Source organism: Pseudomonas arabinosi, from assembly GCF_047758675.1.
GTDB lineage: Bacteria > Pseudomonadota > Gammaproteobacteria > Pseudomonadales > Pseudomonadaceae > Aquipseudomonas > Aquipseudomonas arabinosi.
In genome coordinates, this window is the sequence record NZ_CP180480.1 from 1,844,209 (window position 1) to 1,866,711 (window position 22,503).

A 22,503-nucleotide genomic window follows, 5' to 3' on the forward strand; every position below is an offset into this window, starting at 1 on the left:
CTGAGTGTTACAAGAGATTTATGTGTAGGGCGATGCCTCGTGATGTTGTGGGCAATTTGCTTTTCCGAGTCGCGTAGAAACAGGGCTATCCTGCCGGCTCAGTCGAACAGAAGTCATCGAGCCCTCCATGCTGCAAAAAAGCCTGATCCGCCGCCTCGACCTGATCACTCTCCAGCTGTTTGTCGCCGTTCATGAGGAGGGCACGCTGACCCGTGCCGCCGCGCGTGAAGCCATCGCCGTGTCGGCGGCCAGCAAGCGGCTGATGGAGTTGGAAGAAGCGCTGGGCATCAGTCTGTTCGTGCGCCAGGCGAAGGGCATGACCCTGACGCCGGCCGGTGAAACCTTGTTGCACCATGCCCGGCAGATGCTGTTCAACGTCGAGAAAATGGGGCTCGAACTGGGCGAGCACAGCCACGGTATCCGCGGCTATGTGCGGATGCTCGCCAACCTGTCGGCGATCATTCAGTTTCTGCCCGAAGACCTGCGGGACTTTTCCGAGCGTCATCCTCAGGTCAAGACCGACCTCGAAGAACGCCCCAGCAGCGGGGTGATTCAGGGTGTGCTGGATGGCGTGGCCGACCTTGGGATCTGTTCCAGTGACAGCGACGTCAAAGGTCTGCACAGCGTGTTTTATCAACAGGACAAACTGATGGTGTTGATGCTGCCCGATCATCCGTTGGCGAATCGTTCCAGCCTGGCTTTCGCCGATACGCTGGACAGCGATTACGTCGGTCTGCATTCCGCCAGTTCGATCAATATGCGTACCCACGCAGCCGCGCGCCAGGCCGGCAAAGTATTGCGGCTGCGGATTCATGTACCGGGTTTCGACGCCATGTGCCGGATGGTCCAGGCCAACATGGGCATCGGCATCCTGCCGCAAAAGGCCTATGAACTGTTTGGCCGGGCGCTGGGCTTGCACGCGGTGCCGTTGACGGATGACTGGTCGGATCGCGCGTTGGTTCTGGTGGTGCGCGATGAAGCGGCGCTGTCGCCGGTGAGCCGGATGTTGTTCGAGCAGTTGCGTGGCCAGGTCTGATCAGTCTCGATTGGATGGACTGGCCCCATCGCGAGCAAGCTCGCTCCCACAGTTGATCTGCGGCGCACATAAACCCCCTGTGGGAGCGAGCTTGCTCGCGATGGCTGACCTGAGGTCGCAGCAATCTTCAAGGCGTTCGCGTTTCGCGAACGTTCGTTGCCAACTGAAGGTTGGATTCCAGGCACCGTGGTCCTCTAGCCTTGGCTCATATTCCAAGAACAACATGAGGTACCCCGCGATGACTGCCCCCTTGAGTGCAATCAAAGTGATCGAGATCGGCACGCTGATTGCCGCGCCGTTCGCCGCACGCATGCTCGCCGAGTTCGGCGCCGAAGTGATCAAGATCGAAGCCATGGGGCAGGGCGACCCGTTGCGCAAATGGCGCAAGCTGCACGAAGGCACGTCGCTGTGGTGGTACCTGCAATCGCGAAACAAGAAGTCCCTGGCGCTGAATCTGAAATCCCCCGAAGGCATTGAACTGGTCAAACAACTGGCGACCAGCGCCGACGTGTTGATCGAAAATCTGCGCCCCGGCGCCCTGGAAAAACTCGGCTTGGGCTGGGACGTATTGCATGCCCTCAACCCCAATCTGACGCTGGTGCGCATTTCCGGTTATGGCCAGACCGGCCCGTACCGCGATCGTCCCGGGTTCGGTGCCATCGGCGAGGCCATGGGCGGAATCCGCTACACCACCGGCACCCCCGGTTCACCGCCGGCCCGGGTGGGTGTCAGCCTCGGCGATTCCCTGGCTTCGCTGCACGCGGTGATCGGTGCCTTGATGTCGCTGCTGCGGGTCAAGACCGGGCAGGGCGGTGGGCAAGTCGTCGATGTGTCCTTGGCTGAAAGCGTGTTCAACGTCATGGAAAGCCTGGTGCCGGAATACGACATGCTCGGCCATGTTCGTGAGCGCAGCGGCGGGGCCTTGCCGGGTATCGCGCCGTCCAACACTTACCTCACGGCCGATGGCGCCTACGTGGTGATCGCCGGTAACAGCGACCCGATCTACAAGCGCTTGATGGACGTCATCGGTCGCCGTGATCTGGCCGATGCGCCGGAATTTGCCCATAACGACGGGCGTGCCGCCAAGAGCAACGTGCTTGACGCGGCGATCACTCACTGGACCAGCAGCCTGCCGATCGACGAGGTGTTGTCGGCACTGGAAGCTGCCGAAGTCCCGGCCGGGCGCATCTATTCGGTTGCCGACATCGTCGCCGATCCGCACTATCAGGCGCGGGACATGCTGCTCAACGCCGACCTGCCCGGCGGCGCCACGGTGAAGATGCCGGGTATCGTGCCGAAAATGTCCGAAACCCCCGGTGGCGTGAACTGGTCCGGACCTACGCTGGGCCAGCACACCGACGGCATCCTCGCGGAGCTGGGCCTTACCGGTTCGGACATCGAACGGCTGAAAGCTGCAGGGGTGGTGCAATGATCACTGATTTTTCCGAGGCCCTGATTGTTCAGGAAGTCTCCCCCCGCGACGGCTTGCAGATCGAGCCGACCTGGGTCGAAACCGTCGACAAGATTGCCTTGATCGATCAGCTGTCGCTGGCCGGTTTCAGTCGCATCGAAGCAGGTTCGTTCGTTTCCCCCAAGGCGATTCCGGCGCTGCGCGACGGTGAGCTGGTGTTCAAGGGCATCACTCGGCAACCGGGGGTGATCTACGTCGCGTTGATCCCCAACCTGAAAGGCGCGCAACGGGCGCTGGCAACGAGGGCCGACGAGTTGAATCTGGTGATGTCCGCCAGCCAGACCCACAACCTGGCCAACATGCGCATGCGTTGCGAAGCCTCATTGGCCGCGTTCGGCGAGATCGTGCAATTCGTTCGCGGGACGACGGTGCGACTCAACGCGAGCATCGCCACCACCTTCGGCTGTCCGTTTGAAGGCAAGATCGATGAGGATCGCGTGCTGCAAATCGTCGAGGCTTATCAGGAGCTCGGGATTCAGGGTATTACCCTGGCCGACACCACCGGCATGGCCAATCCGCGGCAGGTTGATCGTCTGGTGCGGCGGGTCTTGCAGCGGGTTTCGCCGGCTGACCTGACCCTGCATTTCCACAACACTCGCGGGCTCGGTCTGTGCAACGTGCTGGCCGCCTACGAGGCCGGTGCCCGACGCTTTGACGCGGCACTGGGCGGGCTCGGCGGTTGCCCGTTCGCGCCGGGTGCCTCGGGCAATATTTGCACTGAAGATTTGGTCAACCTGTGCGATGAAATCGGCATTCACACCGGCATCGATCTGCCGCTGTTGCTGCAACTGTCGCGAGGATTACCCGCGCTGCTGGGCCACGAAGTGCCCGGACAGCTGGCCAAGGCCGGACGCAATTGCGATCTGCATCCGACGCCGTCCTGACCCAACTCAAAACCTTGTGGGAGCGAGCCTGCTCGCGATAGCGGTGGGGCAGTCAATTGCTATGTCGGATATGACTCAGTCATCGCGAGCAAGCTCGCTCCCACAGAAAAGCTCGTAAACAGATCCTCTCAACCAGACAACAAAAACAATCGGACACCCACGGGGCAGTCCGCCTGGAGAACCATCATGAACCTTAATGTACTGGAGGCGGGCGCGAGCCCGTCCGTTAGCCACGACGAAGAAAAAGCCCTGGTCAGCAAAGTCGCCTGGCGCCTGATGCCGTTGATCATGGTTTGCTACCTGTTCGCGTTTTTCGACCGCATCAACATCAGCTTCGCCAAGTTCCAGCTGCAGACCGACCTGAGCCTGAGCGACACCGCTTACGGCCTCGGCGCCGGGCTGTTCGTGGTCGGTTACGTGATCTTCGAAGTGCCGAGCAACATGATGCTGTACAAGGTCGGCGCCCGGCGCTGGATCGCCCGGATCATGATGTCCTGGGGCCTCGCCACCGCCGCCATGGTCTTCGTCAATAGCGAATGGCAGTTCTACGCGCTGCGCTTTGTGATTGGCGCGATGGAGGCCGGTTTTGCGCCGGGTGTGTTGTATTACCTGACGCTGTGGTTCCCGCAGCACTATCGCGGGCGCATCACGTCGATGTTGTTTCTGTCGTCGGCGTTTGCCGGTCTGGTCGGCGCTCCGTTCTCCGGGCTGGTGTTGCAACACCTCGACGGCTTTATGGATATGCGCGGCTGGCACTGGCTGTTTTTGCTCGGCGGTGTGCCTTGCATCGGCCTTGGCTTGCTGGTGCTGACGTTGCTCAAGGACCGCATCGAAGACGCCCATTGGCTGACGCCGTCGGAGAAAACGCTGCTGGCCAGCCGTATCGCTCACCATGAACCGCACAAGAGCGGCGGCTCGTTGCTCGCCGCACTGCGGATTCCGGGTTTCCTGACCCTCGGGTTGATCTACTTCCTGATTCAGGTGGCGTCCTACGGCTTGAACTTCTGGGCCCCGCAACTGATTCGCAGCGCTGGCACCGAAAGCCCGGTAATGATTGGTTTGCTGACCGCCATCCCTTACATCTGCGGCGCCATCAGCATGGTGGTGATCGGGCGGTTGTCCGACTCGACCGGTGAACGACGCAAGTTTGTCGCAGGTCTGGTCGCGGTGGGTGCGGTGGGGTTCTTCTGTGCGGGGATTTTCGCTAACCACACGACCTTCCTGATTGTCGCGCTGGGCTTGCTCGGTGCCGGAATCATCGCGTCCATCCCGAGCTTCTGGACCCTGCCGCCCAAACTGCTGGCCGGTGCTGGCGCAGGGGCTGCTGGCGGGATCGCGGTTATCAACACCCTTGGCCAGTTCGGCGGCATCGTCAGCCCGGTGATGGTAGGGCGAATCAAGGACCTGACCGGCAGCACCACGCCGGCGCTGTATGTCATCGGCGTCGCGGCGCTGATCGCCGTCGCGCTGCTGCTGTGGGGGTTGCCGCAGAAGCTTCGTACGCTCGACAAGTTTTAAAAGTTTCGCAGGCTACCCCAGCCCCTACATGGACCACGCATCCCTGTTGGAGCTGGCGCCGCCTGCGATCAAGACGTTGCTGTTATCGTTTTTTCCAATGTGCCACCGAACTGAATCAACACCACTCCAGCCATTAACAACACCGCCCCAAACACCCGCGGCACTGTTATATGCCGCTCCACCAACCCAAACCACCCGAAGTGATCCAGCACCAGCGACGCCACCACCTGTCCCGCCAGCGCCAAAGCAATAAACCCCGAGGCCCCGAGTTTGGGCAGCAACATCAGCGCCAGCGAAATAAAGCACACCCCAAACGCGCCACCGGTCCACATCCACAGTGGCGCCTTGCTGATGAACGCCAGCGACGGCAACGGCAAACGCAACGCCAACATAACCGGCAACACCACCACAATACTCACCAACAACGACGCGAGGGTCGCCCACAATGGATGGCCCAAACCGCGCCCGAGGTTGGCGTTGATCGCGCTTTGAAAAGGCACCACCGCCCCGGCTATCACGGCCAGCAGCAACAGCCCGGCCCAATGCAACGTACTCATGATGAATCTCCAACAGGTTTTGCTGGACTCTAGAGTATTCGTAGCGCAGATTTAAATTCCAAATAGCTATCCAGAACATGCATCAGATGAATGATCTTCGGCGCGTCGACCTCAATTTGCTGGTGATCCTCGACGCCTTGCTCAGCGAACAACACGTGACCCGTGCTGCCGAGCGCCTGCACCTGAGTCAGCCGGCCGTCAGTCATGCCTTGGCGCGGTTGCGTGATCTGCTCGGCGATCCTTTGCTGGTCCGGGCAGGCGCCAGCCTCGTGCCAACCCCGCGAGCCCTGGAGTTGATAGCACCTTTGGCCGAAGCACTGGCTCAGGTGCAATCGCTGCTGGCGCCGAACACCTTTGATCCGGCCACCGCCAAGCGCACGTTTCGACTGGCGATGTCCGACTATGGCGCTGCAATCGTTCTGCCGAGGTTGATACGGACCTTGCGCCGGGAAGCACCGGGCATCGACCTGCAAATCAGCCATGCCAGCCGCGAAGGCATGCTCGATGGAGTGCTCAACGGCGACATCGACGTGGCGGCAGGCGTCTTTCCAGAGTTGCCGAACGAGTTGCGCAGCACGCCGCTGTTCGAAGAGCACTACGCCTGTCTGGCAGACCGCAACAGCCTGCCCGCCGATGGCGTGCTCGACCTGCCGACCTACCTCGCCCGCCCCCACGTCCTGTTGGAAATGCGCGGCAGCGGCACCCCGGAAATCGAACGGGCCCTGACAGCCCTGCGTGAACGCCGTCGCGTGGCGATCAGCCTGCCGCACTGGAGCGTCGCCCCCGAGTTCATCAGCGGCACCGACCTGATCCTCACCGTCGCTTCCCGAGGGTTGCTTAATATCGATGAGCAGTCGTTGATCGTGGTTCCGCCGCCGTTTCATATTCCGTCGTTTACGTTTGTGTTGGTCTGGCACAAGCGGCGGGGCGGGGATCAGGCGTTGAATTGGTTGAATGGGCGGATCGAGGAGGGGATCAGGCGGGATTGATCTTCAGGGTGGCGCACGCTGAAATCTACCAATTGGTGGGGGGAAGTCGCCGAGTATGGAAGATCCTGAGCACTTGCAAGCGACCTTGGCGAACTCGATAGGGAATCAGATACGGCCGGTCGGGCAAAACCCATTCACGAGTCCCGGGCAAGCGACCTTCTCGACCTGTCGCGGGAAATCGAGCAAGGTGATCAACGCTGTCGAGAATGGCTTGAACGAAATCTGCCGCCGCCTTTGGGTTTTCCATCGCGATGTACGCGGCTTCGTCATCGAGATTCTTTAATGCAGTAAGCAGCCACTCAACGCGCATTGGCTGTCCACTTGTCGGCGATTGCATTCACTTCTTCCGGCGTTGCGAAGTCACCGGCATCGGCTTCTTTCAGCGCTTTCTGAATTTCTTCAACTTGCCAGGCTTCCCTCGCGAGATATTCACGCAGAGCATCCACTGCGAGAAATGACTTACTGCGACCCGTGGCCCTGGCAAGGTTGGCGAGCGTATCGGCTAGTTCGTCTGGCAAGCGCAAAGACATGACGGACATGACGGTCTCGATGTAGTGGTTTGTAATACAACATACTACCGCGTCATGCGGGGGGGTAGGCCACCCCCGTTCGTCTGCCGTAACAAATGATTGAACAGACCTACCGAGCCGGGGATAGTGCGCGGCTGAAATCGTCTGGTTTTTTGAAGTAAACAAGGAGCAGGGCATGACATTGAATTCTGGGTTGATGGGGAGTTTGGCTGCGTGCAGCCTGATAATGACGAACCAGGTGTTCGCTGAATGTGCATCACCGCCGTTGAGTGACGAATTCGGTTTTTCCGTTTGCAAGGACTGGCCCGCTTATCCCGGCCTTACCCTTACTGCCACTTCGCAGCACGAAGTGAATCCGTCTTTCGAAAGTTCGGGTCGTGACGGGATCTATGACCTTAGTCTTGCGGTGGTGTCGGGCAGTGAATTGAAACCCTTGGCGTCTTTTCATCAGGCGTCTGCCTTCGTGTCTGACGCATTTGGTATTGAAGACCTTCAACTGGATACTGCTCGCTACACACTCACTCCAGAACGGCGAGCCTTTGGTGTACGGATCAGATTCGGCGGTTCTTCTCGCGCCAATCCCATGGCTGAAACCTGGCTGTCGCTCTATGTAAAAGAGGGCAATCAGTTGCGAGCAGTCCTGGACAGGCTCATCACGGAAGCGGAGAGCGGCGAATGGGATACCAATTGTGCTGGTGAGCGCTACAACACCGTTCGAACCGTCGAGATCGGCAAAACCAGCTCACATGGATTTGCGGATCTGATCGTCAAATCGGTGGCCACCCGTATCATCGGCAAAGGCGAGGGAGAGGCTTGTGAATCCAGATCAATCACCGCCAAACCCGTGCTGACGACACTCCGATACAACGGCAAAGCCTATGTCCTTCCAAAAGGGTTCAAGGGCGTTTAAGTACTACGAGCGATTCGTGACGATCAGGGAAGACTATGACTACTATCAGGAAACTGCTGAATTCACTCGCCTTACTCAGCCTCGTCACAGCTGTCAGCCAAGCGCAAGCGGGTTGCGAAGACGCGCCCTTCGGCGAGCGAACGTTCACCATTTGCAAAGTATGGCCGGCGTATGACGACCAGAGCATTGTCGCCACGTCGACGTTCAAACCGGATTCCGGCGACGCCAACAACGATGGCGGAAACGTCGATCTGGAACTGTCGCTCATCCATTCATCGAGTTCGAAACGCCTGGCCAGTTACCATAAAAAAGACGCCTATTATTCGGACGCTGTGGCGTATGAAGGGTTGTCCATTGATACTGCACGCTACAAGTTGACGACGGACAGTCGCGCTTTTGGCATTCGTTCGAGTTTTGAACACAGCTCAAGCGTCAACCCTTACCACAAAACGGAGCTTGCCTTATATCTCAAGGAGGGCGATACATTGCGCCCGGTATTGGAGGGACTGGTCATTTCTACGAGCAGGGGCGAATGGGATGGTAACTGCGCGGGAGAGGGCGAGCGAACACAAAGAACCGTCGATATCGGCAACACAACTCATAACGGATTTGCAGATCTTGTTGTCAGTTCCACCGTGACGGAGACCAAAAACTTCCTGGTTGGCGACGAATGCAAAGATACGTCCCGCAAGTTGAAAACAACCCGAGTTACCCTGAACTACGACGGCAAGCAATACGTAGTACCAGAAGCACTTAGAGGTTAATCGGTTGGCAGCGGCCCTTTGCGCGGATGAAGTTCTTCGACGATCTGTAAGTCGGGTTCCGGGAACCTGAGATAGACTTGCGTGCATTCAACCCGGCTCAACAGGACTTCCAATGACCCCATCGCTGCTAATGGCTGTTCTCGCCTCGGGTTTTATCTACGGCATCACGCCGGGGCCGGGTGTGTTGGCGGTGTTCGGCATCGGTGCGGCGCGTGGTCGGCGGGCCGGGGCGGGGTTTCTCTGCGGGCATTTGCTGGGGGATGTGGTCTGGTGCAGCACTGCGCTGATCGCGATTGTCGGTGCGCGGGAGATCGGCAGTACCGCGTTCGATGTGCTGGGCGTACTCAGCGGGCTGTACCTGTTTTGGCTCGGTCTGCGCGCCATTCGCGCTCGTCGCAGCAGTGACGAAGCACCTCAAGGCCCGGCGCGGCAGCCGTTCTGGCACGGCATTCTGTTTGGCCTGACCAATCCGAAGGCTTACCCGGTGGCGGTAGCGACTTTTACGGCGCTGCTGTCCAGCCGTGCCGAATTGCTGCACTGGTCGATGCTGCCGTGGCTGATTGTCTTGAGCTTCGTTGGGGGCCTCATGGCCTACGCTATCCTCATTGGCATTGTCGGCGCGCGGCAGGTGCGCACGTTGTACCAGCGCCATGAGCTGTTGATCACCCGGTTGTGTGGGGTGATGTTTATCGGTTTCGCCATCAACGCCCTGGTGCATGCATTGCCGGGGTTGGTGACGAACAAGGCGTGAGGCTGATCGCATGGAGGCGTCAGTTGTACTGAGGGGGCAGGGAAGGTTCTTTATTGCTGCATTGTCCGGACACGCTCACCGCACTATGGCAACCAGAAATTCCGCGCCGTTGGCGAGCTTCATCGATCTCTTGCTGGACGCCGTCTGTGCGGTCGACAAACAAGGTCGCTTCGTATTTGTCAGCGCGGCCTGCGAGCGTATTTTCGGTTATACCCCCGAAGAGCTGATCGGCCGGCCGATGATCGACCTGGTGCATCCCGCCGATCGTCAGCGCACCCTCGATGCCGCGCGGGAGATCATGGGCGGCGACCCCAAGCTCAATTTCGAAAACCGCTACCTGCGCAAGGATGGCCGAGTGGCGCACATCCTCTGGTCGGCGCGCTGGTCGGAGGTCGACCAACTGCGCATCGCCGTTGCACGCGACATCACCGAGCGCAAGCAGGCAGAGTCCCGGCAAGCGGCGTTGTATGCGATCTCCGAAGCGGCCCATGCGGCGGAAGATTTACTGGCGCTGTTCAAACGCATCCATTTGATCATCGGAGAATGGCTGCCGGCGCTGAATTTCTCCGTGGCACTGTATGACGAACACTGTGCGCAGCTGAATTTCCCTTATCACGTGGACGACCTGGAGCTGCAACCCGAGGAGCCCGGAACGATCACCGGACGTATCTGCGCCGAGGTGATTCGCAGCGGCCAGCCGATTCTGCTGACCCCGGATCAGGACAGTCCACTGGAGGGGTTTGAGGCGCTGGTCGCGGGCCAGCATTCACCTTGCTGGCTGGGCGTGCCGTTAAGTTCACAAAACGGCACCATCGGTGCGCTGATCGTTAAAAGCGTGCCCGGTGGCGAGCGCTACACCGAACAGGACAAGGAGCTGCTGCAATACGTTTGCGCCCAGGTCGCCACAGCGATTGAGCGCAAGCAATTGCATGCCAGGCTGCAGCGCATGGCCCAGTACGACCAACTGACTCAACTGCCCAACCGAGAGTTGCTCCGTGACCGGCTTAAAGACTCACTGACGCTGGCTCGGGCGAATTCCGGGCGTATGGCATTGTTGTATGTCGACCTCGACCGTTTCAAGGAAGTCAACGACACCCACGGCCATGCGGTCGGCGACATGTTGTTGCAAGCGGTCGCCAACCGGCTCAAAGGCTGCGTACGAGAAACCGACACGGTGGCGCGCATCGGCGGTGATGAGTTTGTAGTGTTGTTGCACAGCATCCACGCCTCGGAAGACGCCGACAGCGTGGCGGGAAAAATCCGACAGGTCCTGGCTCAACCCCTGCGTCTTGACGGTCACAGCCTGATCATCCAGACGAGCATCGGCGTTGCGCGATATCCCGACCACGGCACTGAAGAAAAGCAGCTGTTCCGACATGCCGACGAGGCCATGTACGCTGCCAAGCGCCAACATCACCAGCGGCTCGGGGCCTGAAAAATCTGCCACCGTTCGTCGCAGCGATTTCAACTTTTCTAAACCTTTGCGGTGATCGAAATTCTGATTCTATGCGGGCTCCTGCTCGCCGCGATCATCACCAAGAGGTAGAGAATCATGCCTAATTCAAGAAACTCGAACTCGGGAAATTTCGCCAATGATCGAACGAAGGCGTCTGAAGCCGGTCGCAAAGGTGGGAAAACTACCACCACGACCGTCGATAAAGACCCTGCGAAACCCGATATGGGCCGCAAAGGTGGTCAGAAATCGAAGTAGCGGTGAAGGTAGTTTTGATTGAGAGGCGGGAGCGTAAGCTCCCGTTTGAATTTTTTACGAGGAGGGCGCGACCATGAGCCGGATGGCCACCCGATTACGCAATGCCAGTTTTGCCACGTTACTGGGCCTGTGCGCCAGCAGTGCCTTTGCCCAGTCCCCCGCCGAATTCATCAACGATGCATCGGCCAAAGGCATGGCCGATATCGAAGCCAGCCGCCTGGCGCACCAGAAAACCGAATCCAAAGAGGTCAAGGACTACACCATCGTCGTCATCAACGACCGCACCACCGCCAACCAGCACCTGGCGAAAATCGCCAAGCAACTGGATTTGCCGGTGGCCCCGCGCGAAGAGGTCGTCGATAAAGCCAAAGCCTTGATGCCGCAAGTGCAGGACGGCGCGAGCTTCGACCAGGCCTACGCGGCCAGTCAGGTGAAAACCACTCAGGAAGCCATCGAACAGCTTCAACAGGCAGCGCAAACCACCGACGTGCCTGAAATCAAAGCCTTCGCCGAAGAAACTCTGCCCAAATTGCAGAGCCATCTGCAAATGGCCAAGGCGCTGCAAGCCAGTCGCTAACCCACGAAGTACGCGGGTGACCCCGGGCCACCCGCGATGTCCCGATCAGCATTCATTCAAATCCTGTTTACCTTTTTCCTGGACGACGGTGCCGTCCAGGGAAATCGTTTCGCCCTCGCCCAGTTGCCGATACTGCTTTCTCAGCGCTTCCAATTGCTTGAGGTCCAGCGCCTCAAGCCCCAGCATCGCGTTCTGCGCCTCCTTCGTCACCCGCAGCAACTCATCGACCTTCAAATGCAAGATGTCCGTGTCGCGGTTCTGGGTGTTCTGGATCAGGAACACCATCAGGAACGTGATGATGGTGGTCGACGTGTTGATGATCAGCTGCCAGGTGTCGTTGAAGTGAAAAATCGGCCCACTCAGCCCCCACAGAAAAATCAGAATGATCGCCCCCATGAACGTCTTGGGGCTGCCCGCCCACAGGGCAAGTTTCTGAGCGACTTTTGCGAATTTCATAGCCGTGTTCCTTATCGGGATGCACCTGATTTTCAGACAGCGTGGGCATGATGAAAATTCTGATTAAATTCTGGGTTCAATGAAGAGCCGGCAGCTTGTACTTCGGTAGGTCGGAGGAGCTGGAGAAGGCTGCGAGCTGGCGATACCTGACTTCTGTTTTCGCCCTCGTTGGGCGATTTTGCTGATGGCAATTCGACACAGAATTCGCCGGAGCGCCCCAGCCCCTGATGTTGCCTTTAGGTCTTGACGCTTGATTCTCGGCGTGCTAGCGGGTGCTATACTCCTTTCTGGTTGCATGAAATGTGCAACGTTCCCCACGGGTACTGATACCGACTGCAAATCTCGACCAGCAGCTGCAAGACAAAGGAGGTCTACGGCAAGCACGAGATGGGAGGTGTGGCATGAATCGACACTATTACATCAGCAACAATCTCGACGATCTTGAAGCCGTTGAAAATGAGCTGGAAGCCAGCGGCATCAATTCCGAACAAATTCATGTGTTCAGTCAACACGTCGCCGATGTTGAACAACATCACCTTCACGAAATTAACTCGTTAATGGAGCAGGATGTTGTCCGCTCTGGCGAAATTGGTGCAGTGATCGGTGTGCCACTCGCGGCGCTGGTTCTTGGCGGCGCCTATTGGCTGGGCTGGACCGAATCCGCCGCAGGCTGGATGCCTTTTATCTTTCTTGCCATTGTTGTATGTGGCTTCTGCATCTGGGAAGGCGGTTTTTTTGGTATCCAGGTGCCAAACACTCATTTCCGCAGTTTTAAACAGGTCGTAGACGAGGGAAAACATATTTTCTTCGTAGATGTCGAGCCGGCTCAGGAGTCGGTATTGGACGGGGTTATCGATCATCACCCAGCGCTGGAGATTGCCGGCACGGGAGCGGCCGCCCCCCACTGGACAGTAGCCTGGCAACACAAATGGCATCAGTTCAAGCGAGTGATATCGGGTTAGTCCCTGAGACTGAAGGCCATCCGGAAGCTGCTTATTGGCCGAAGGAAATGACCCGACTGAGGAAAACATAGTCCGCTTCGGTGGCCATCAGTCCGACAAGTACCAGCAAACACAACGGTGGCACGAGTATGGCGTAGACTATGGCCAACCGTTCCCAGGCCATATGCATGAAGATGGAGACAATTAGACCTGCCTTCAACAACATGAAAGTGATAATCAGGGACCACCGAAGGTAACCATGGAAGTGGAAATAGTCGACAAGGTACGACAGCGTGCTGAGGACGAATAACAGCCCCCAGATTTTAAGGTACAAACTGATTGGATGTTGCTGACCTTGACCTTGAGCATGTGCCATCACCCGTGCTCCTCTACCATAAATAGAAGAAAGCAAAAATAAACACCCACACCAAATCCACGAAGTGCCAGTAAAGCCCGGCTATCTCGACATTCTGATAGTTGCCGGAGCGCTCATAATCTCCTCGAAATACTTTCATCGCCACAATGCTGAGGTAGATAGCGCCGATTGACACATGCAGTCCGTGAAAACCGGTAATCATGAAAAAGCTGGCGCCAAACTGCGCCGCCCCCATAGGGTTCCCCCAGGGACGCACGCCTTCTGCGATGAGCTTGCTCCATTCAAATGCCTGCATGCCGACGAAGGTCACACCCAAGGCAGCGGTCGCCAGCATCAGGGCAGTGGTTTTCGCACGATCACGGCGATAGGCGAAATTGACGGCCATGGCCATGGTGCCGCTGCTACTGATCAGCACAAAGGTCATGATGGCGATCAGAATAAGTGGGATCGCCTGACCGCCAATCGTCAATGCGAACACTTCACTGGGGTTCGGCCAAGCGGTGGTGATGGTCATGCGTACCGACATGTAGCCGGTTAAAAAACAGGTGAATATAAAAGTATCGCTGAGCAGGAATATCCACATCATCGCCTTGCCCCAGGGGACCTGCTTGAAGGCCTCCTTATCCGAGGACCAGTCGCTGGCGATGCCCTCCCATCCTGCAGCAGCAGGCGGCAAGCTGGGTGGATTGGATGAACTGGACTCGCCTGGGGCAAGTGGGTGCGATGCCATGGCTGTTCACCTCAGGCCGCAGAATCTGGCGATCGCTTCATAGGTTTGCGGTGTGCTGGTCAGCAAAGCGAATAGCACGAACCAAAGACCCAGTAAGTAATGCCAATAGATGGCACACAGCTCTACGTTGGCGCTGAGTTGCGGCAACGGCACGCGCTGCAGGAATTTAGCAACGATGATGCCCCAGGCTATCAGCCCGCCCAGCAGGTGGAGCGCATGCAGGCCGGTCAACAGATAGAAGAAGCTGTTGGCCGGATTGCTGGCGAGAAAGTAACCCCAGGCGACAAACTGCTGCCAGACCCAGAGCTGTCCCGCCAGAAAAGCAATGGCGAATACGCCCGCCAATGCAAAACCAATCACAGTTGCACCCGGTCGAGCCTTTCGGGCGGCCATACGCGACCACTGAAGTGCGACGCAACTGAGGACCAGAAAAGCCGAATTCAGCCATAGCTGCCAGAGATTGGCTAACGGTGCCATGGGCTCTGTCAGGGGTAGCCAGTCGGTCATTTGTGAACGGGCGATAAAGGCGAGCACGAAGAGAAAGAATAACGAACTCACCACGACCAGAAACAAGCGCAGACCTGTTCTTGCGATTTGGCTTCGATCGGCACCCTCACCGGCCTGAATACCCTCCGGATCGCGATTCCAACTGCCGCCGGGGTCAGCGCCATCGGCGTTTCTCAATAGCAACCTGCTCATGTTTTAACGTCCGCTATCTGGGTTCCGGCACTCAGTTGCCGCATCTGCTCCAACTCCTCGGCGGAGACTGTTTGCGGAACGAAATCCTGTTCTATCCCCGGCACACTGTAGTCATAGGCCCAGCGATGCACGACCGGCAGCTTCGCTCCCCAGTTACCGTGTATCGGCGGGGTGTTCGGCGTTTGCCATTCCAGACTGGCCGCGCCCCAGGGATTACTGCCTGCGGGTTTGCCTTTAAACGCACTCCAGGCCAGGTTGAACAGGAACAGCAGTTGGGAAACACCAACGGTCAATGCGACCACCGTAATGAAGGCATTCAACTCTTGCGCCGACTGCGGGATGAACGCGTAGTTTTCATAGGCGTAATAACGGCGTGGCATGCCCTGGAAACCCAGGTAGTGCATGGGGAAGAAGATGGCGTAGGTGCCCAGGAAGGTAATCCAGAAATGCAGCTTGCCCAGGGTGTCGTTCAACATGCGCCCGGTGACTTTCGGGAACCAATGATAAATGCCGCCGAACACCACCAGCACCGGCGCGACACCCATGACCATATGAAAATGGGCTACGACGAAATAGGTGTCCGAGAGCGGAATATCCACGATTACATTGCCGAGAAACAAGCCGGTCAGACCGCCGACCAGGAAGGTGACGATAAAAGCCAGGGCAAACAGCATTGGCACGGTCAGATGGATGTCACCGCGCCACAGGGTCAGCACCCAGTTGTAGACTTTCAGTGCGGTCGGCACCGCGATGATCAAGGTGGTGACGGCAAAGAAAAAGCCAAAGTAAGGGTTCATTCCGCTGACATACATATGGTGCGCCCAGACCACAAAGCTGAGTACGCCAATCGCAATAATGGCCCACACCATCATTCGGTAGCCGAAGATATTTTTACGCGCATGCGTGCTGATCAAGTCGGAGACCAGACCAAACGCAGGAAGAGCAACGATGTAAACCTCCGGGTGGCCGAAGAACCAGAACAGGTGCTGGAATAAGATCGGGCTGCCACCTTGGTGATCGAGCTGCTGCCCCAGCGAGACCATCGCCGGCATAAAGAAACTGGTGCCCAACAGCTTGTCAAACAGCATCATGACCGCACTGACGAACAACGCCGGGAAGGCCAGCAAGGCCATGATCGAGGCCATGAAGATTCCCCATACGGAGAGCGGCATTCGAAACAATGTCATGCCGTGCGTGCGCGCTTGCAACACCGTGGTGACGTAGTTCAACCCGCCCATGGTGGCGGCGACAATAAAAATCGCCAGTGAGACGAGCATCAGGACGATGCCCCACTCGACCCCCGGCGTCCCCTGAGAAATGGACTGTGGCGGATAGAGCGTCCAGCCCGCACCGGTGGGGCCGCCCGGTACAAAGAAACTGGAGAGCAACACCACTACCGCCAGCAGGTAGAACCAGTAGCTCAGCATGTTGACGTAGGGGAAGACCATGTCGCGGGCGCCCACCATCAGCGGGATCAGATAGTTGCCGAAGCCCCCCAGAAACAAGGCCGTCAGCAAATAAATGACCATGATCATGCCGTGCATGGTCATCGCCTGATAGTAAGTACTGGCGTCCATGAACGCCAACGTGCCGGGGAAGCCAATCTGTATGCGCATCAAGCCGGACAACACCAGGGCGATAACGCCCACGAATATAGCCGTCAGGGAATATTGAATGGCTATGACCTTGTGGTCCTGACTCCAGATATATTTGGTCAGGAAGCTTTTGGGTTCGTGTAGTGCTTCTGTTTCGGCTTGCTCCGCATAGGCCATCACGTCATCCTCCGGTTCGAAGTTTCGGTGCATTCCTGGCTGCTTTACGGCTACTTCCCTGGCTCCGCCTTGCTCGCATCAGCGTCGGCATTCGCTTTGGATTTGATAAAAGCGATCAGTGCGTTCAACTCCTGATCACTCGGGGTAAAGGCCGGCATGACGGCTGCATAGCCTTTGACGATTTTGGCGCCGGGATTAAGGATCGAATCCTTTATATAGCCCTCATCGGCCTTTATCGTCGAACCGTCGGCAAGGGTTACGGTCTCGCCATACAGGCCCTGCCAGCTGGGGCCGACGCCCTTGCTGCCATCGACACTGTGGCAGGCCAGACAGCCGAGCGACTCGGCCAGCCGCTGCCCTTGCGTCGCCAAGTCGTCACCTCTGTCCAATTTTTCGCTGGCAGAAGGTTCTTGCTGCGCGGTACCCAGTGATTTGATCAGGGCGACGACAGCACCCAGTTCATCTTCAGTGAGAGTATAGGCCACCATGACCGGCGGATAACCCTGTACCAGTCGGGCCTTCGGATCGAGGATCGACTCTTTCACGTAGGCCTCATCGACCCGCGCACTGGTGCCATCGGCAAACTGTTCAGTGCGGCCGTACAGCCCCTTCCATCCCGGGCCGAGACTGGTACTGCCATCCTGGCTATGGCAGGCACCGCAGCCGTATTTTTCGACCAACAGGCGACCTTTTTCCAGCACGCTGTCCTGACTGGGTTTGGTTGCGGTCGTTAATGTCTGCGCAAAAGTCGGTTGGCTGTTCAGCCATTGATCGAAGGTGGCCTGGTCTTCCACGATCATATGGCCGCGCATGTTGTAATGACCTACGCCACAATACTCAGCACACAGGACTTCATACTTCCCGATTACAGTGGGTGTAAACCAAAAGTACGACACCATCCCCGGCACCATGTCCATCTTGCTGCGAATCTGCGGTATATAGAAATTGTGCAGTACATCTTTGGAACGCAATAAGACTTTCACCGACTGATTGAGCGGAAGGTGAACTTCATTACTTTTTATAAGCGCATCGTCCTGCCCGGCAGGATCCCTCGGATCAAGGCCGAGAGGATTGGCCGAATCAACAAACTTGATATCCGATTTGCCCAGCTTTCCGTCCTGACCCGGAAAGCGAAAGGCCCATTGCCACTGCTGGGCGACCACTTCAAGTTCATAAGAATTTTTTGGCACCCGGATGAAATCACTGTAAACAACCAGGCCTGGCGCCAACATTGCGGCAATACCTACCGAGGTCACGATAATCAGCCATGTTTCCAACTTCTTGTTTTCTGGCTGGTAGGCCGCCCTGGCACCTTCCTTGTGACGGAAACGCATCACGGCCACCGCCATGAATACGGTGATGGCGATGAAAAATATTCCGCTGATGATCAGGGTGATGAACAGGGTGGTGTCTATTGATCCCCAGTTGGACGCTGGCGGTGCCGCATGCCAAGGCGCTAGTACATGGAACAGCACAGAGGCAATAACGATTAGTACAAGAATAATTGCCATTGCCATTTTGCTTTCATCCTATTCCTGTTACTCATCGGTATGCCTGAGCATCGCCACAGAACAACATCGTCAAATCAATACTAATCTGACGCCAAAACAGGCTGGACAAATACCAACTATCTTCGTGGTAAAGTCCGCAGGAAGTATAGTTCATGGTCGTGGCAAACGCTTTTTCTGAAAAGGATATTCCAACTTCAGCATCAACTTGATCGCTTGAAGCCTATTCGCTATATATAACTGTAACTATTAAGCAACACCTCTTGCCTGAACGACACGTCGAGCAAGCGAGGCCCGGTTGCCAGCTATAATCAGGTTTGATGACGGAAGGCAAAGATCGGCTAAAAGCGCCCGCAAAGATCCTCGCCTATGCATAGCGGTCAGACAAGTGACGGCCAGGAGCGAGAGCGTCCAGCCGCCCACAACGGAGATTTCGTCATGAGTGCCTTGACGATCGAAGGCTGGTGCAAAGTCAACGGACAACAAAAGTCGACCCCGATGGGTGAAATCCATTTTTACGTCGATGGCCCCCTCCATAAGGGTCTGGAGGACGCTGAAGAACGCCTGCAGAAGACCCATGAGCGTGAAGCCATGGTCGATGTCGACATGAGCACTCTGGAATTGATCTTGCCAGAGGGATATGGACCATTGTCCGACTGCCAAATGCGCGTCTACATAAGCGACGAGCGCGGTCAGTTCCATTTGGTCGGGCATCGAGCGAGTGATGGAAGCTTGATTTATAGCAACGCGGTTTTGATTGATCAGCTGCTTGATTAGCGACGGTTTTTCCCTGTGGGGGAAATACTCCCAATGCGTGACCATTGAAAACTGAACTGCCAGGCACGGATTCGCTCTGCAATTGCCATATACACCTTCAGGGGAGGGCAGATCGACATGGGCGCGGTATCTTAACGGCCGGGGCTATTTACCCGTGTTGAAGAAAACGCACCGACAGGAGAACGCAATGAGTTGGTCCGCCAAACAATACGTCGCTTTTGAAGATGAACGCACCCGTCCAGCCCGTGACTTGCTGGCCGCGATACCGGACATGGACGTGCGCTTGGCAATCGACATCGGCTGTGGCCCGGGAAACTCGACCGAGTTGTTGGTGAAACGCTTCGCCAACGCCAAGGTGCGGGGGCTGGACAGTTCGACCGATATGATTGAAGCCGCCCGCAAGCGCTTGCCGCAGGTGCAGTTCGACACCGCTGACATCGATACCTGGAACGATACCGGCCCGTTCGATGTGATTTTCGCCAACGCGGTATTGCAGTGGGTTCCTGATCACTCGACATTGCTGCCTGCATTGGCGAGCAAGCTTGCACCCGGGGGTAGCCTGGCCATTCAGATGCCCGATAACCTCAATGAGCCCTCCCATCGATTGATGCGTGTGGTGGCAGCCGATGGGCCTTGGGTCGGTAAACTGGCTGGCGCCGCAGGGCAGCGAACAGAGATGGCGGATGCCAGCGGTTATTACTCGATGTTGCGCGCTCACTGTTCTCGTGTCGATGTATGGCGCACGACTTACCATCACCCGCTCGCGGGCGGCGCAGCGGGGGTGGTCGAGTGGTTCAAGGGCAGCGGTTTGCGACCTTTCCTTGATCCGCTGGATGAAGAGGAGCGGGCGCAATACCTCAAGCAGTATCAAGCTGCGATCGAGCGGGCGTATCCAGCGCTGAGCGATGGTTCAGTACTGCTACCGTTCCCGCGCGTGTTCATCGTCGCGACTCGCTAGTGCAAAAAGGTCGAGCCAATGGAGCGGGCCCGTCTGGCTGCATGGCTGTCGTCATATATTGAAATGGTTTTGCTTGGACGGACCTTTGCTGCCGCCCGCAGAATGATGGGCGACGCGCTGAATCGTTGCGCCACATTGCGTGAACTGCAGCGTGGCGCGACAAGTTAATGTCTCAAAAAATGCAGTATCTGGTTAAGCTGGCCCGCTCTCATGAGGCTCAGCTCGAGTTCTCCGGAACCGTCCGCAATTTTTTGCCTTGAATCTATACCCGGATACATTGTTTTCCGGTCCAGCGGAATCTGGCAGCCCCCTATCAAAAAAGATATCACTGCGGCCGCATCTACAAGCGAGGTAAACGATTGTGATCTGGTTTCTCGAAGGGCAATCCAGTCAGCGTGACGTCATTATGGGCGCCCGCGAGGCGTTGCCGGCAGACGTGAAAGTCTTCGCCTCACATCGCCAGGACCGCCCTGAAATAACGTCACTTGCTGATGTTGGTTTCACGGAGCCGCAGGACAACCAGGCGCGCATCGAGTGGGTTATCGCTACCGCGCAAGCGCACAACATCAAGGTCATCCTTGCCGGTCGTGTCGGCCATGTTTTTGAGCATGCACGCGGGCGGTTCGAGCATGCAGGTCTAGAACTGGTCACCGGCGGCATGTCCGTTCACACCTTCGACATGGTCGACGACAAGAGCAAATTTACCGCAGAGGCAGAGCGGATTGGCTTGGCCTGCGTACCTGCAATCACTGCATCCAGCGCAGAGGAGATGTTCAGCGCTTACAAGACCCTCTCGGCGTTTGGAGAGGTCTGTGTCAAACCTGCTGTCGGGATTTATGGCCAGGGTTTCTGGCGATTCAACGTGGATGCTGATCCGTTCCGTTGCTTCGCCAACCCTGATGCGCGCGAAGCGAATTTCGAAACGTACATGCGCGCTTACTGCGAAGGCGCTACTCCGCCGCCGATGCTGATGATGCCTTACATGGCCGGAAGCGAATGCTCGGTCGACATGGTGTGTGAGTCGGGTCGACCCATTGCATTCGTCGGTCGCCGCAAAGAAGGCCTGCATCAAACGTTTGAACGAGACGGGGCGGCAGTTGAGCTGGCCCTGAAGGCTGCAGAGCACTTCCAGTGTGACGGGATTATCAATGTTCAGACCCGTGATGACGCACTCGGCAAGCCGCATTTGCTGGAAATCAACGCGCGATACTCGGGTGGGATCGGTTACACCCGGGCGACCGGCACGAACCTGCCTGGCATATTTGCCACGCGCCGGCTGGGCCTGCCAGAGCCGGCGACCGTCTGGCGGTCGAATGTTCGCGTGAAGGCCATCACCGTTGCGGCTGTAGCATCATCCTGATATTAAAGAAATATCAGAAGTTTGATACCATTTGCGTTGCTGCACTGAAGCAGTGGGCGGTTAGCAGTCAAGGAGAGATCAAGGAATGATGGTGCTAGCGCCTGGCGCAAACACCGCGGTATCGAGCGCACGGAGTGAATGGACTCTGGAATGCGGTAACTCTTCGGCCTTCGGAGAGTACGCAGCGGTTGCTATATTGCCGGTAGATGACAAACGCCGCCCGACCGGAGAACCGGCTCTGTTCCAGACTTCACGTGCCTGGATGGAGTGGAGTGGGGCTCAGGAAAAAGTCGGCTGTACGTTGAACCTGGCTGATCTCCCTGAGGGGAGTGATCGGGTGCTTCTCATTGTCTACACCTTCTCTGCCGCCGGCCCTGTCAGTGACCTTCGGACGCTGCGCTTGCAGGTTGATGGCCAGATCGAATACAGCCTCGACCTTCGCGAAAACGGCGAGTCTGCGATCATCATCGGTGAGTTCTACTGCCGCCTCCAGCAATGGAAATTCCGCGCTCTGGCTGAAGGCTCTGCCTATGGCTTGTCGGCACTTGGCCGGCGAATCGGGCTCGATATCAATGATGCTCATCCCAAGGGGCGCTCCAACCCCTCGGACTCCGGTCGTAGCGGTGCTACAGGTACCGGCTTTGCCGTTTCCCCGACCCACGTCCTGACCTGCGCCCATGTCATTGAAGACATGAGTGAGATCCACATTTCCTCCTTTGATGGACGGTACCGCGCCGAGTCCGTAGTGGTCGATCGTCGCAACGACATTGCCCTGCTCAGGGTACTGGAATCTCCACCGCTAAAGCCTGTGTCGTTCAAGGAAGGATTTGGTTGTGACCTTGGCGAAACGATTGTCGCCTTGGGCTTTCCTCTTGCCGGCTTCGCGGGTGGTGGTGTTCACGTCACTCAGGGCGGTGTGTCTGCTTTATTTGGTCTGCACAACGATGCAAGCCTGTTGCAATTTACTGCCCCCATTCAACCAGGCTCCAGCGGCAGTCCCCTATTTGATTGTTCAGGGGCTGTAGTCGGTCTGGTTACGTCAACAATGCCTGATGCGCAGAATATGAATTTTGCGGTCAAGTCTTCGCTCCTCCTGTCTTTCCTTGACGCGTGTCGTGTCGAGGCTTGCAAAACGCCTATCGGCAAGACCTTCACAACGGCGCAGTTGGCTCGAGAAGCCCAGTCCTCCATGTGGCGTATCGACGCTAGAAACGCCTGACCCGATTTT

At 57.4% G+C, this 22,503-nt stretch carries 25 protein-coding genes; 16 read left to right on the forward strand and 9 right to left on the reverse strand.

Annotation, left to right across the window (positions count from 1 at the left end; all coding sequences use genetic code 11):
• Nucleotides 1-127: 127 nt before the first annotated feature.
• The 4 genes from ACMXYJ_RS08555 (at nucleotide 128) to ACMXYJ_RS08570 (ending at nucleotide 4,909) form a co-directional block, all read left to right on the forward strand.
• Entirely contained in the window at nucleotides 128-1,036 is a 909-nt protein-coding gene (locus ACMXYJ_RS08555; protein ID WP_415759456.1) for a LysR family transcriptional regulator, read from the forward strand.
• 238 nt (nucleotides 1,037-1,274) lie between these two features.
• Nucleotides 1,275-2,468, forward strand: coding sequence for a CaiB/BaiF CoA transferase family protein (locus ACMXYJ_RS08560; RefSeq protein WP_095127972.1), 1,194 nt, complete (start codon nucleotides 1,275-1,277; stop codon nucleotides 2,466-2,468).
• Entirely contained in the window at nucleotides 2,465-3,391 is a 927-nt protein-coding gene (locus tag ACMXYJ_RS08565; protein WP_415759457.1) for a hydroxymethylglutaryl-CoA lyase, read from the forward strand. The genes ACMXYJ_RS08560 and ACMXYJ_RS08565 overlap by 4 nt, the downstream gene beginning before the upstream one ends.
• A 186-nt stretch (nucleotides 3,392-3,577) precedes the next feature.
• Nucleotides 3,578-4,909 (forward strand): MFS transporter, encoded by a 1,332-nt coding sequence (locus tag ACMXYJ_RS08570; RefSeq protein WP_415759458.1) that lies wholly within the window; start codon nucleotides 3,578-3,580, stop codon nucleotides 4,907-4,909.
• A gap of 68 nt (nucleotides 4,910-4,977) precedes the next feature.
• Here the strand turns inward: ACMXYJ_RS08570 and ACMXYJ_RS08575 are convergent, their stop codons facing one another.
• Entirely contained in the window at nucleotides 4,978-5,466 is a 489-nt protein-coding gene (locus tag ACMXYJ_RS08575) for a DMT family transporter (protein ID WP_415759459.1), read from the reverse strand.
• A gap of 77 nt (nucleotides 5,467-5,543) precedes the next feature.
• Between ACMXYJ_RS08575 and ACMXYJ_RS08580 the strand changes: the two genes are divergently transcribed.
• Entirely contained in the window at nucleotides 5,544-6,455 is a 912-nt protein-coding gene (locus tag ACMXYJ_RS08580; RefSeq protein ID WP_415759460.1) for a LysR substrate-binding domain-containing protein, read from the forward strand.
• A 25-nt stretch (nucleotides 6,456-6,480) separates the two neighbouring features.
• Here ACMXYJ_RS08580 and ACMXYJ_RS08585 read toward each other — a convergent pair whose 3' ends face one another.
• Nucleotides 6,481-6,765 carry a type II toxin-antitoxin system RelE/ParE family toxin gene (locus ACMXYJ_RS08585; RefSeq protein WP_415759461.1) on the reverse strand — a complete coding sequence of 95 codons (285 nt, stop codon included), beginning with the start codon at nucleotides 6,763-6,765 and terminating at the stop codon, nucleotides 6,481-6,483.
• On the reverse strand, nucleotides 6,755-6,994 hold the full coding sequence (locus tag ACMXYJ_RS08590) for a CopG family ribbon-helix-helix protein (protein WP_415759462.1): 240 nt from the start codon (nucleotides 6,992-6,994) through the stop codon (nucleotides 6,755-6,757). The genes ACMXYJ_RS08585 and ACMXYJ_RS08590 overlap by 11 nt, the downstream gene beginning before the upstream one ends.
• Before the next feature lie 166 nt (nucleotides 6,995-7,160).
• On the opposite strand from ACMXYJ_RS08590, the gene ACMXYJ_RS08595 reads away from it, so the two are divergent.
• The 6 genes from ACMXYJ_RS08595 (at nucleotide 7,161) to ACMXYJ_RS08620 (ending at nucleotide 11,698) form a co-directional block, all read left to right on the forward strand.
• A complete protein-coding gene (locus tag ACMXYJ_RS08595) occupies nucleotides 7,161-7,895 on the forward strand; it encodes a hypothetical protein (RefSeq protein WP_415759463.1) in 735 nt (244 codons plus the stop codon).
• A gap of 35 nt (nucleotides 7,896-7,930) precedes the next feature.
• Complete coding sequence (locus tag ACMXYJ_RS08600; RefSeq protein ID WP_415759464.1) at nucleotides 7,931-8,659, forward strand: hypothetical protein; 729 nt, start codon at nucleotides 7,931-7,933, stop codon at nucleotides 8,657-8,659.
• A gap of 112 nt (nucleotides 8,660-8,771) precedes the next feature.
• Nucleotides 8,772-9,410 (forward strand): LysE family translocator, encoded by a 639-nt coding sequence (locus ACMXYJ_RS08605; protein WP_415759465.1) that lies wholly within the window; start codon nucleotides 8,772-8,774, stop codon nucleotides 9,408-9,410.
• Between the two features lie 85 nt (nucleotides 9,411-9,495).
• Nucleotides 9,496-10,845, forward strand: coding sequence for a sensor domain-containing protein (locus tag ACMXYJ_RS08610; RefSeq protein ID WP_415759466.1), 1,350 nt, complete (start codon nucleotides 9,496-9,498; stop codon nucleotides 10,843-10,845).
• Nucleotides 10,846-10,962: 117 nt separating this feature from the next.
• Complete coding sequence (locus ACMXYJ_RS08615) at nucleotides 10,963-11,121, forward strand: KGG domain-containing protein (RefSeq protein ID WP_010462447.1); 159 nt, start codon at nucleotides 10,963-10,965, stop codon at nucleotides 11,119-11,121.
• Between the two features lie 73 nt (nucleotides 11,122-11,194).
• Nucleotides 11,195-11,698 carry a DUF4142 domain-containing protein gene (locus ACMXYJ_RS08620; RefSeq protein WP_348124582.1) on the forward strand — a complete coding sequence of 168 codons (504 nt, stop codon included), beginning with the start codon at nucleotides 11,195-11,197 and terminating at the stop codon, nucleotides 11,696-11,698.
• 45 nt (nucleotides 11,699-11,743) lie between these two features.
• On the opposite strand, the gene ACMXYJ_RS08625 is transcribed toward ACMXYJ_RS08620, so the two are convergent.
• Nucleotides 11,744-12,154, reverse strand: coding sequence for a low affinity iron permease family protein (locus tag ACMXYJ_RS08625; RefSeq protein WP_008152989.1), 411 nt, complete (start codon nucleotides 12,152-12,154; stop codon nucleotides 11,744-11,746).
• A gap of 401 nt (nucleotides 12,155-12,555) precedes the next feature.
• Here ACMXYJ_RS08625 and ACMXYJ_RS08630 point away from each other — a divergent pair, with 401 nt between their 5' ends.
• The gene (locus tag ACMXYJ_RS08630; RefSeq protein ID WP_415759467.1) at nucleotides 12,556-13,116 is read left to right on the forward strand and encodes a magnesium transporter; all 561 of its coding nucleotides are present in this window, start codon (nucleotides 12,556-12,558) and stop codon (nucleotides 13,114-13,116) included.
• A 31-nt stretch (nucleotides 13,117-13,147) separates the two neighbouring features.
• Here the strand turns inward: ACMXYJ_RS08630 and ACMXYJ_RS08635 are convergent, their stop codons facing one another.
• The 5 genes from ACMXYJ_RS08635 to ACMXYJ_RS08655 are packed head-to-tail and all read right to left on the reverse strand — an operon-like array spanning nucleotide 13,148 to nucleotide 18,189.
• Nucleotides 13,148-13,471 (reverse strand): cytochrome C oxidase subunit IV family protein, encoded by a 324-nt coding sequence (locus ACMXYJ_RS08635; protein WP_415759468.1) that lies wholly within the window; start codon nucleotides 13,469-13,471, stop codon nucleotides 13,148-13,150.
• Nucleotides 13,472-13,484: 13 nt separating this feature from the next.
• A complete protein-coding gene (locus ACMXYJ_RS08640) occupies nucleotides 13,485-14,201 on the reverse strand; it encodes a heme-copper oxidase subunit III family protein (RefSeq protein ID WP_415759469.1) in 717 nt (238 codons plus the stop codon).
• Between the two features lie 6 nt (nucleotides 14,202-14,207).
• A complete protein-coding gene (locus ACMXYJ_RS08645; RefSeq protein ID WP_415759470.1) occupies nucleotides 14,208-14,900 on the reverse strand; it encodes a cytochrome c oxidase subunit 3 in 693 nt (230 codons plus the stop codon).
• Entirely contained in the window at nucleotides 14,897-16,672 is a 1,776-nt protein-coding gene (gene ctaD / locus ACMXYJ_RS08650) for a cytochrome c oxidase subunit I (RefSeq protein WP_415760696.1), read from the reverse strand. Before ctaD ends, ACMXYJ_RS08645 begins: the two co-directional genes overlap by 4 nt.
• A gap of 50 nt (nucleotides 16,673-16,722) precedes the next feature.
• Nucleotides 16,723-18,189 carry a cytochrome c oxidase subunit II gene (locus ACMXYJ_RS08655; protein WP_415759471.1) on the reverse strand — a complete coding sequence of 489 codons (1,467 nt, stop codon included), beginning with the start codon at nucleotides 18,187-18,189 and terminating at the stop codon, nucleotides 16,723-16,725.
• A gap of 429 nt (nucleotides 18,190-18,618) precedes the next feature.
• Between ACMXYJ_RS08655 and ACMXYJ_RS08660 the strand changes: the two genes are divergently transcribed.
• From ACMXYJ_RS08660 to ACMXYJ_RS08675, 4 genes are all read left to right on the forward strand, one after another.
• Nucleotides 18,619-18,957, forward strand: a complete 339-nt coding sequence (locus ACMXYJ_RS08660; protein WP_415759472.1) for a hypothetical protein — start codon at nucleotides 18,619-18,621, stop codon at nucleotides 18,955-18,957.
• Nucleotides 18,958-19,144: 187 nt separating this feature from the next.
• Nucleotides 19,145-19,915, forward strand: a complete 771-nt coding sequence (gene tam / locus ACMXYJ_RS08665) for a trans-aconitate 2-methyltransferase (RefSeq protein ID WP_415759473.1) — start codon at nucleotides 19,145-19,147, stop codon at nucleotides 19,913-19,915.
• Nucleotides 19,916-20,276: 361 nt separating this feature from the next.
• Nucleotides 20,277-21,275: an ATP-grasp domain-containing protein gene (locus ACMXYJ_RS08670; RefSeq protein WP_415759474.1), complete on the forward strand. Its 999-nt coding sequence runs from the start codon at nucleotides 20,277-20,279 to the stop codon at nucleotides 21,273-21,275.
• Nucleotides 21,276-21,360: 85 nt separating this feature from the next.
• Nucleotides 21,361-22,494, forward strand: a complete 1,134-nt coding sequence (locus ACMXYJ_RS08675; RefSeq protein ID WP_415759475.1) for a trypsin-like peptidase domain-containing protein — start codon at nucleotides 21,361-21,363, stop codon at nucleotides 22,492-22,494.
• The last annotated feature ends 9 nt before the right edge of the window (nucleotides 22,495-22,503 follow it).

Bases quoted from the DNA above. Each gene is read 5' to 3' on its own strand.
- ACMXYJ_RS08555 (WP_415759456.1), top strand. From the start codon at position 128: ATGCTGCAAAAAAGCCTGATCCGCCGCCTCGACCTGATCACTCTCCAG.
- ACMXYJ_RS08560 (WP_095127972.1), top strand. From the start codon at position 1,275: ATGACTGCCCCCTTGAGTGCAATCAAAGTGATCGAGATCGGCACGCTG.
- ACMXYJ_RS08565 (WP_415759457.1), top strand. From the start codon at position 2,465: ATGATCACTGATTTTTCCGAGGCCCTGATTGTTCAGGAAGTCTCCCCC.
- ACMXYJ_RS08570 (WP_415759458.1), top strand. From the start codon at position 3,578: ATGAACCTTAATGTACTGGAGGCGGGCGCGAGCCCGTCCGTTAGCCAC.
- ACMXYJ_RS08575 (WP_415759459.1), bottom strand. From the start codon at position 5,466: ATGAGTACGTTGCATTGGGCCGGGCTGTTGCTGCTGGCCGTGATAGCC.
- ACMXYJ_RS08580 (WP_415759460.1), top strand. From the start codon at position 5,544: ATGCATCAGATGAATGATCTTCGGCGCGTCGACCTCAATTTGCTGGTG.
- ACMXYJ_RS08585 (WP_415759461.1), bottom strand. From the start codon at position 6,765: ATGCGCGTTGAGTGGCTGCTTACTGCATTAAAGAATCTCGATGACGAA.
- ACMXYJ_RS08590 (WP_415759462.1), bottom strand. From the start codon at position 6,994: ATGTCCGTCATGTCTTTGCGCTTGCCAGACGAACTAGCCGATACGCTC.
- ACMXYJ_RS08595 (WP_415759463.1), top strand. From the start codon at position 7,161: ATGACATTGAATTCTGGGTTGATGGGGAGTTTGGCTGCGTGCAGCCTG.
- ACMXYJ_RS08600 (WP_415759464.1), top strand. From the start codon at position 7,931: ATGACTACTATCAGGAAACTGCTGAATTCACTCGCCTTACTCAGCCTC.
- ACMXYJ_RS08605 (WP_415759465.1), top strand. From the start codon at position 8,772: ATGACCCCATCGCTGCTAATGGCTGTTCTCGCCTCGGGTTTTATCTAC.
- ACMXYJ_RS08610 (WP_415759466.1), top strand. From the start codon at position 9,496: ATGGCAACCAGAAATTCCGCGCCGTTGGCGAGCTTCATCGATCTCTTG.
- ACMXYJ_RS08615 (WP_010462447.1), top strand. From the start codon at position 10,963: ATGCCTAATTCAAGAAACTCGAACTCGGGAAATTTCGCCAATGATCGA.
- ACMXYJ_RS08620 (WP_348124582.1), top strand. From the start codon at position 11,195: ATGAGCCGGATGGCCACCCGATTACGCAATGCCAGTTTTGCCACGTTA.
- ACMXYJ_RS08625 (WP_008152989.1), bottom strand. From the start codon at position 12,154: ATGAAATTCGCAAAAGTCGCTCAGAAACTTGCCCTGTGGGCGGGCAGC.
- ACMXYJ_RS08630 (WP_415759467.1), top strand. From the start codon at position 12,556: ATGAATCGACACTATTACATCAGCAACAATCTCGACGATCTTGAAGCC.
- ACMXYJ_RS08635 (WP_415759468.1), bottom strand. From the start codon at position 13,471: ATGGCACATGCTCAAGGTCAAGGTCAGCAACATCCAATCAGTTTGTAC.
- ACMXYJ_RS08640 (WP_415759469.1), bottom strand. From the start codon at position 14,201: ATGGCATCGCACCCACTTGCCCCAGGCGAGTCCAGTTCATCCAATCCA.
- ACMXYJ_RS08645 (WP_415759470.1), bottom strand. From the start codon at position 14,900: ATGAGCAGGTTGCTATTGAGAAACGCCGATGGCGCTGACCCCGGCGGC.
- ctaD (WP_415760696.1), bottom strand. From the start codon at position 16,672: ATGGCCTATGCGGAGCAAGCCGAAACAGAAGCACTACACGAACCCAAA.
- ACMXYJ_RS08655 (WP_415759471.1), bottom strand. From the start codon at position 18,189: ATGGCAATGGCAATTATTCTTGTACTAATCGTTATTGCCTCTGTGCTG.
- ACMXYJ_RS08660 (WP_415759472.1), top strand. From the start codon at position 18,619: ATGAGTGCCTTGACGATCGAAGGCTGGTGCAAAGTCAACGGACAACAA.
- tam (WP_415759473.1), top strand. From the start codon at position 19,145: ATGAGTTGGTCCGCCAAACAATACGTCGCTTTTGAAGATGAACGCACC.
- ACMXYJ_RS08675 (WP_415759475.1), top strand. From the start codon at position 21,361: ATGATGGTGCTAGCGCCTGGCGCAAACACCGCGGTATCGAGCGCACGG.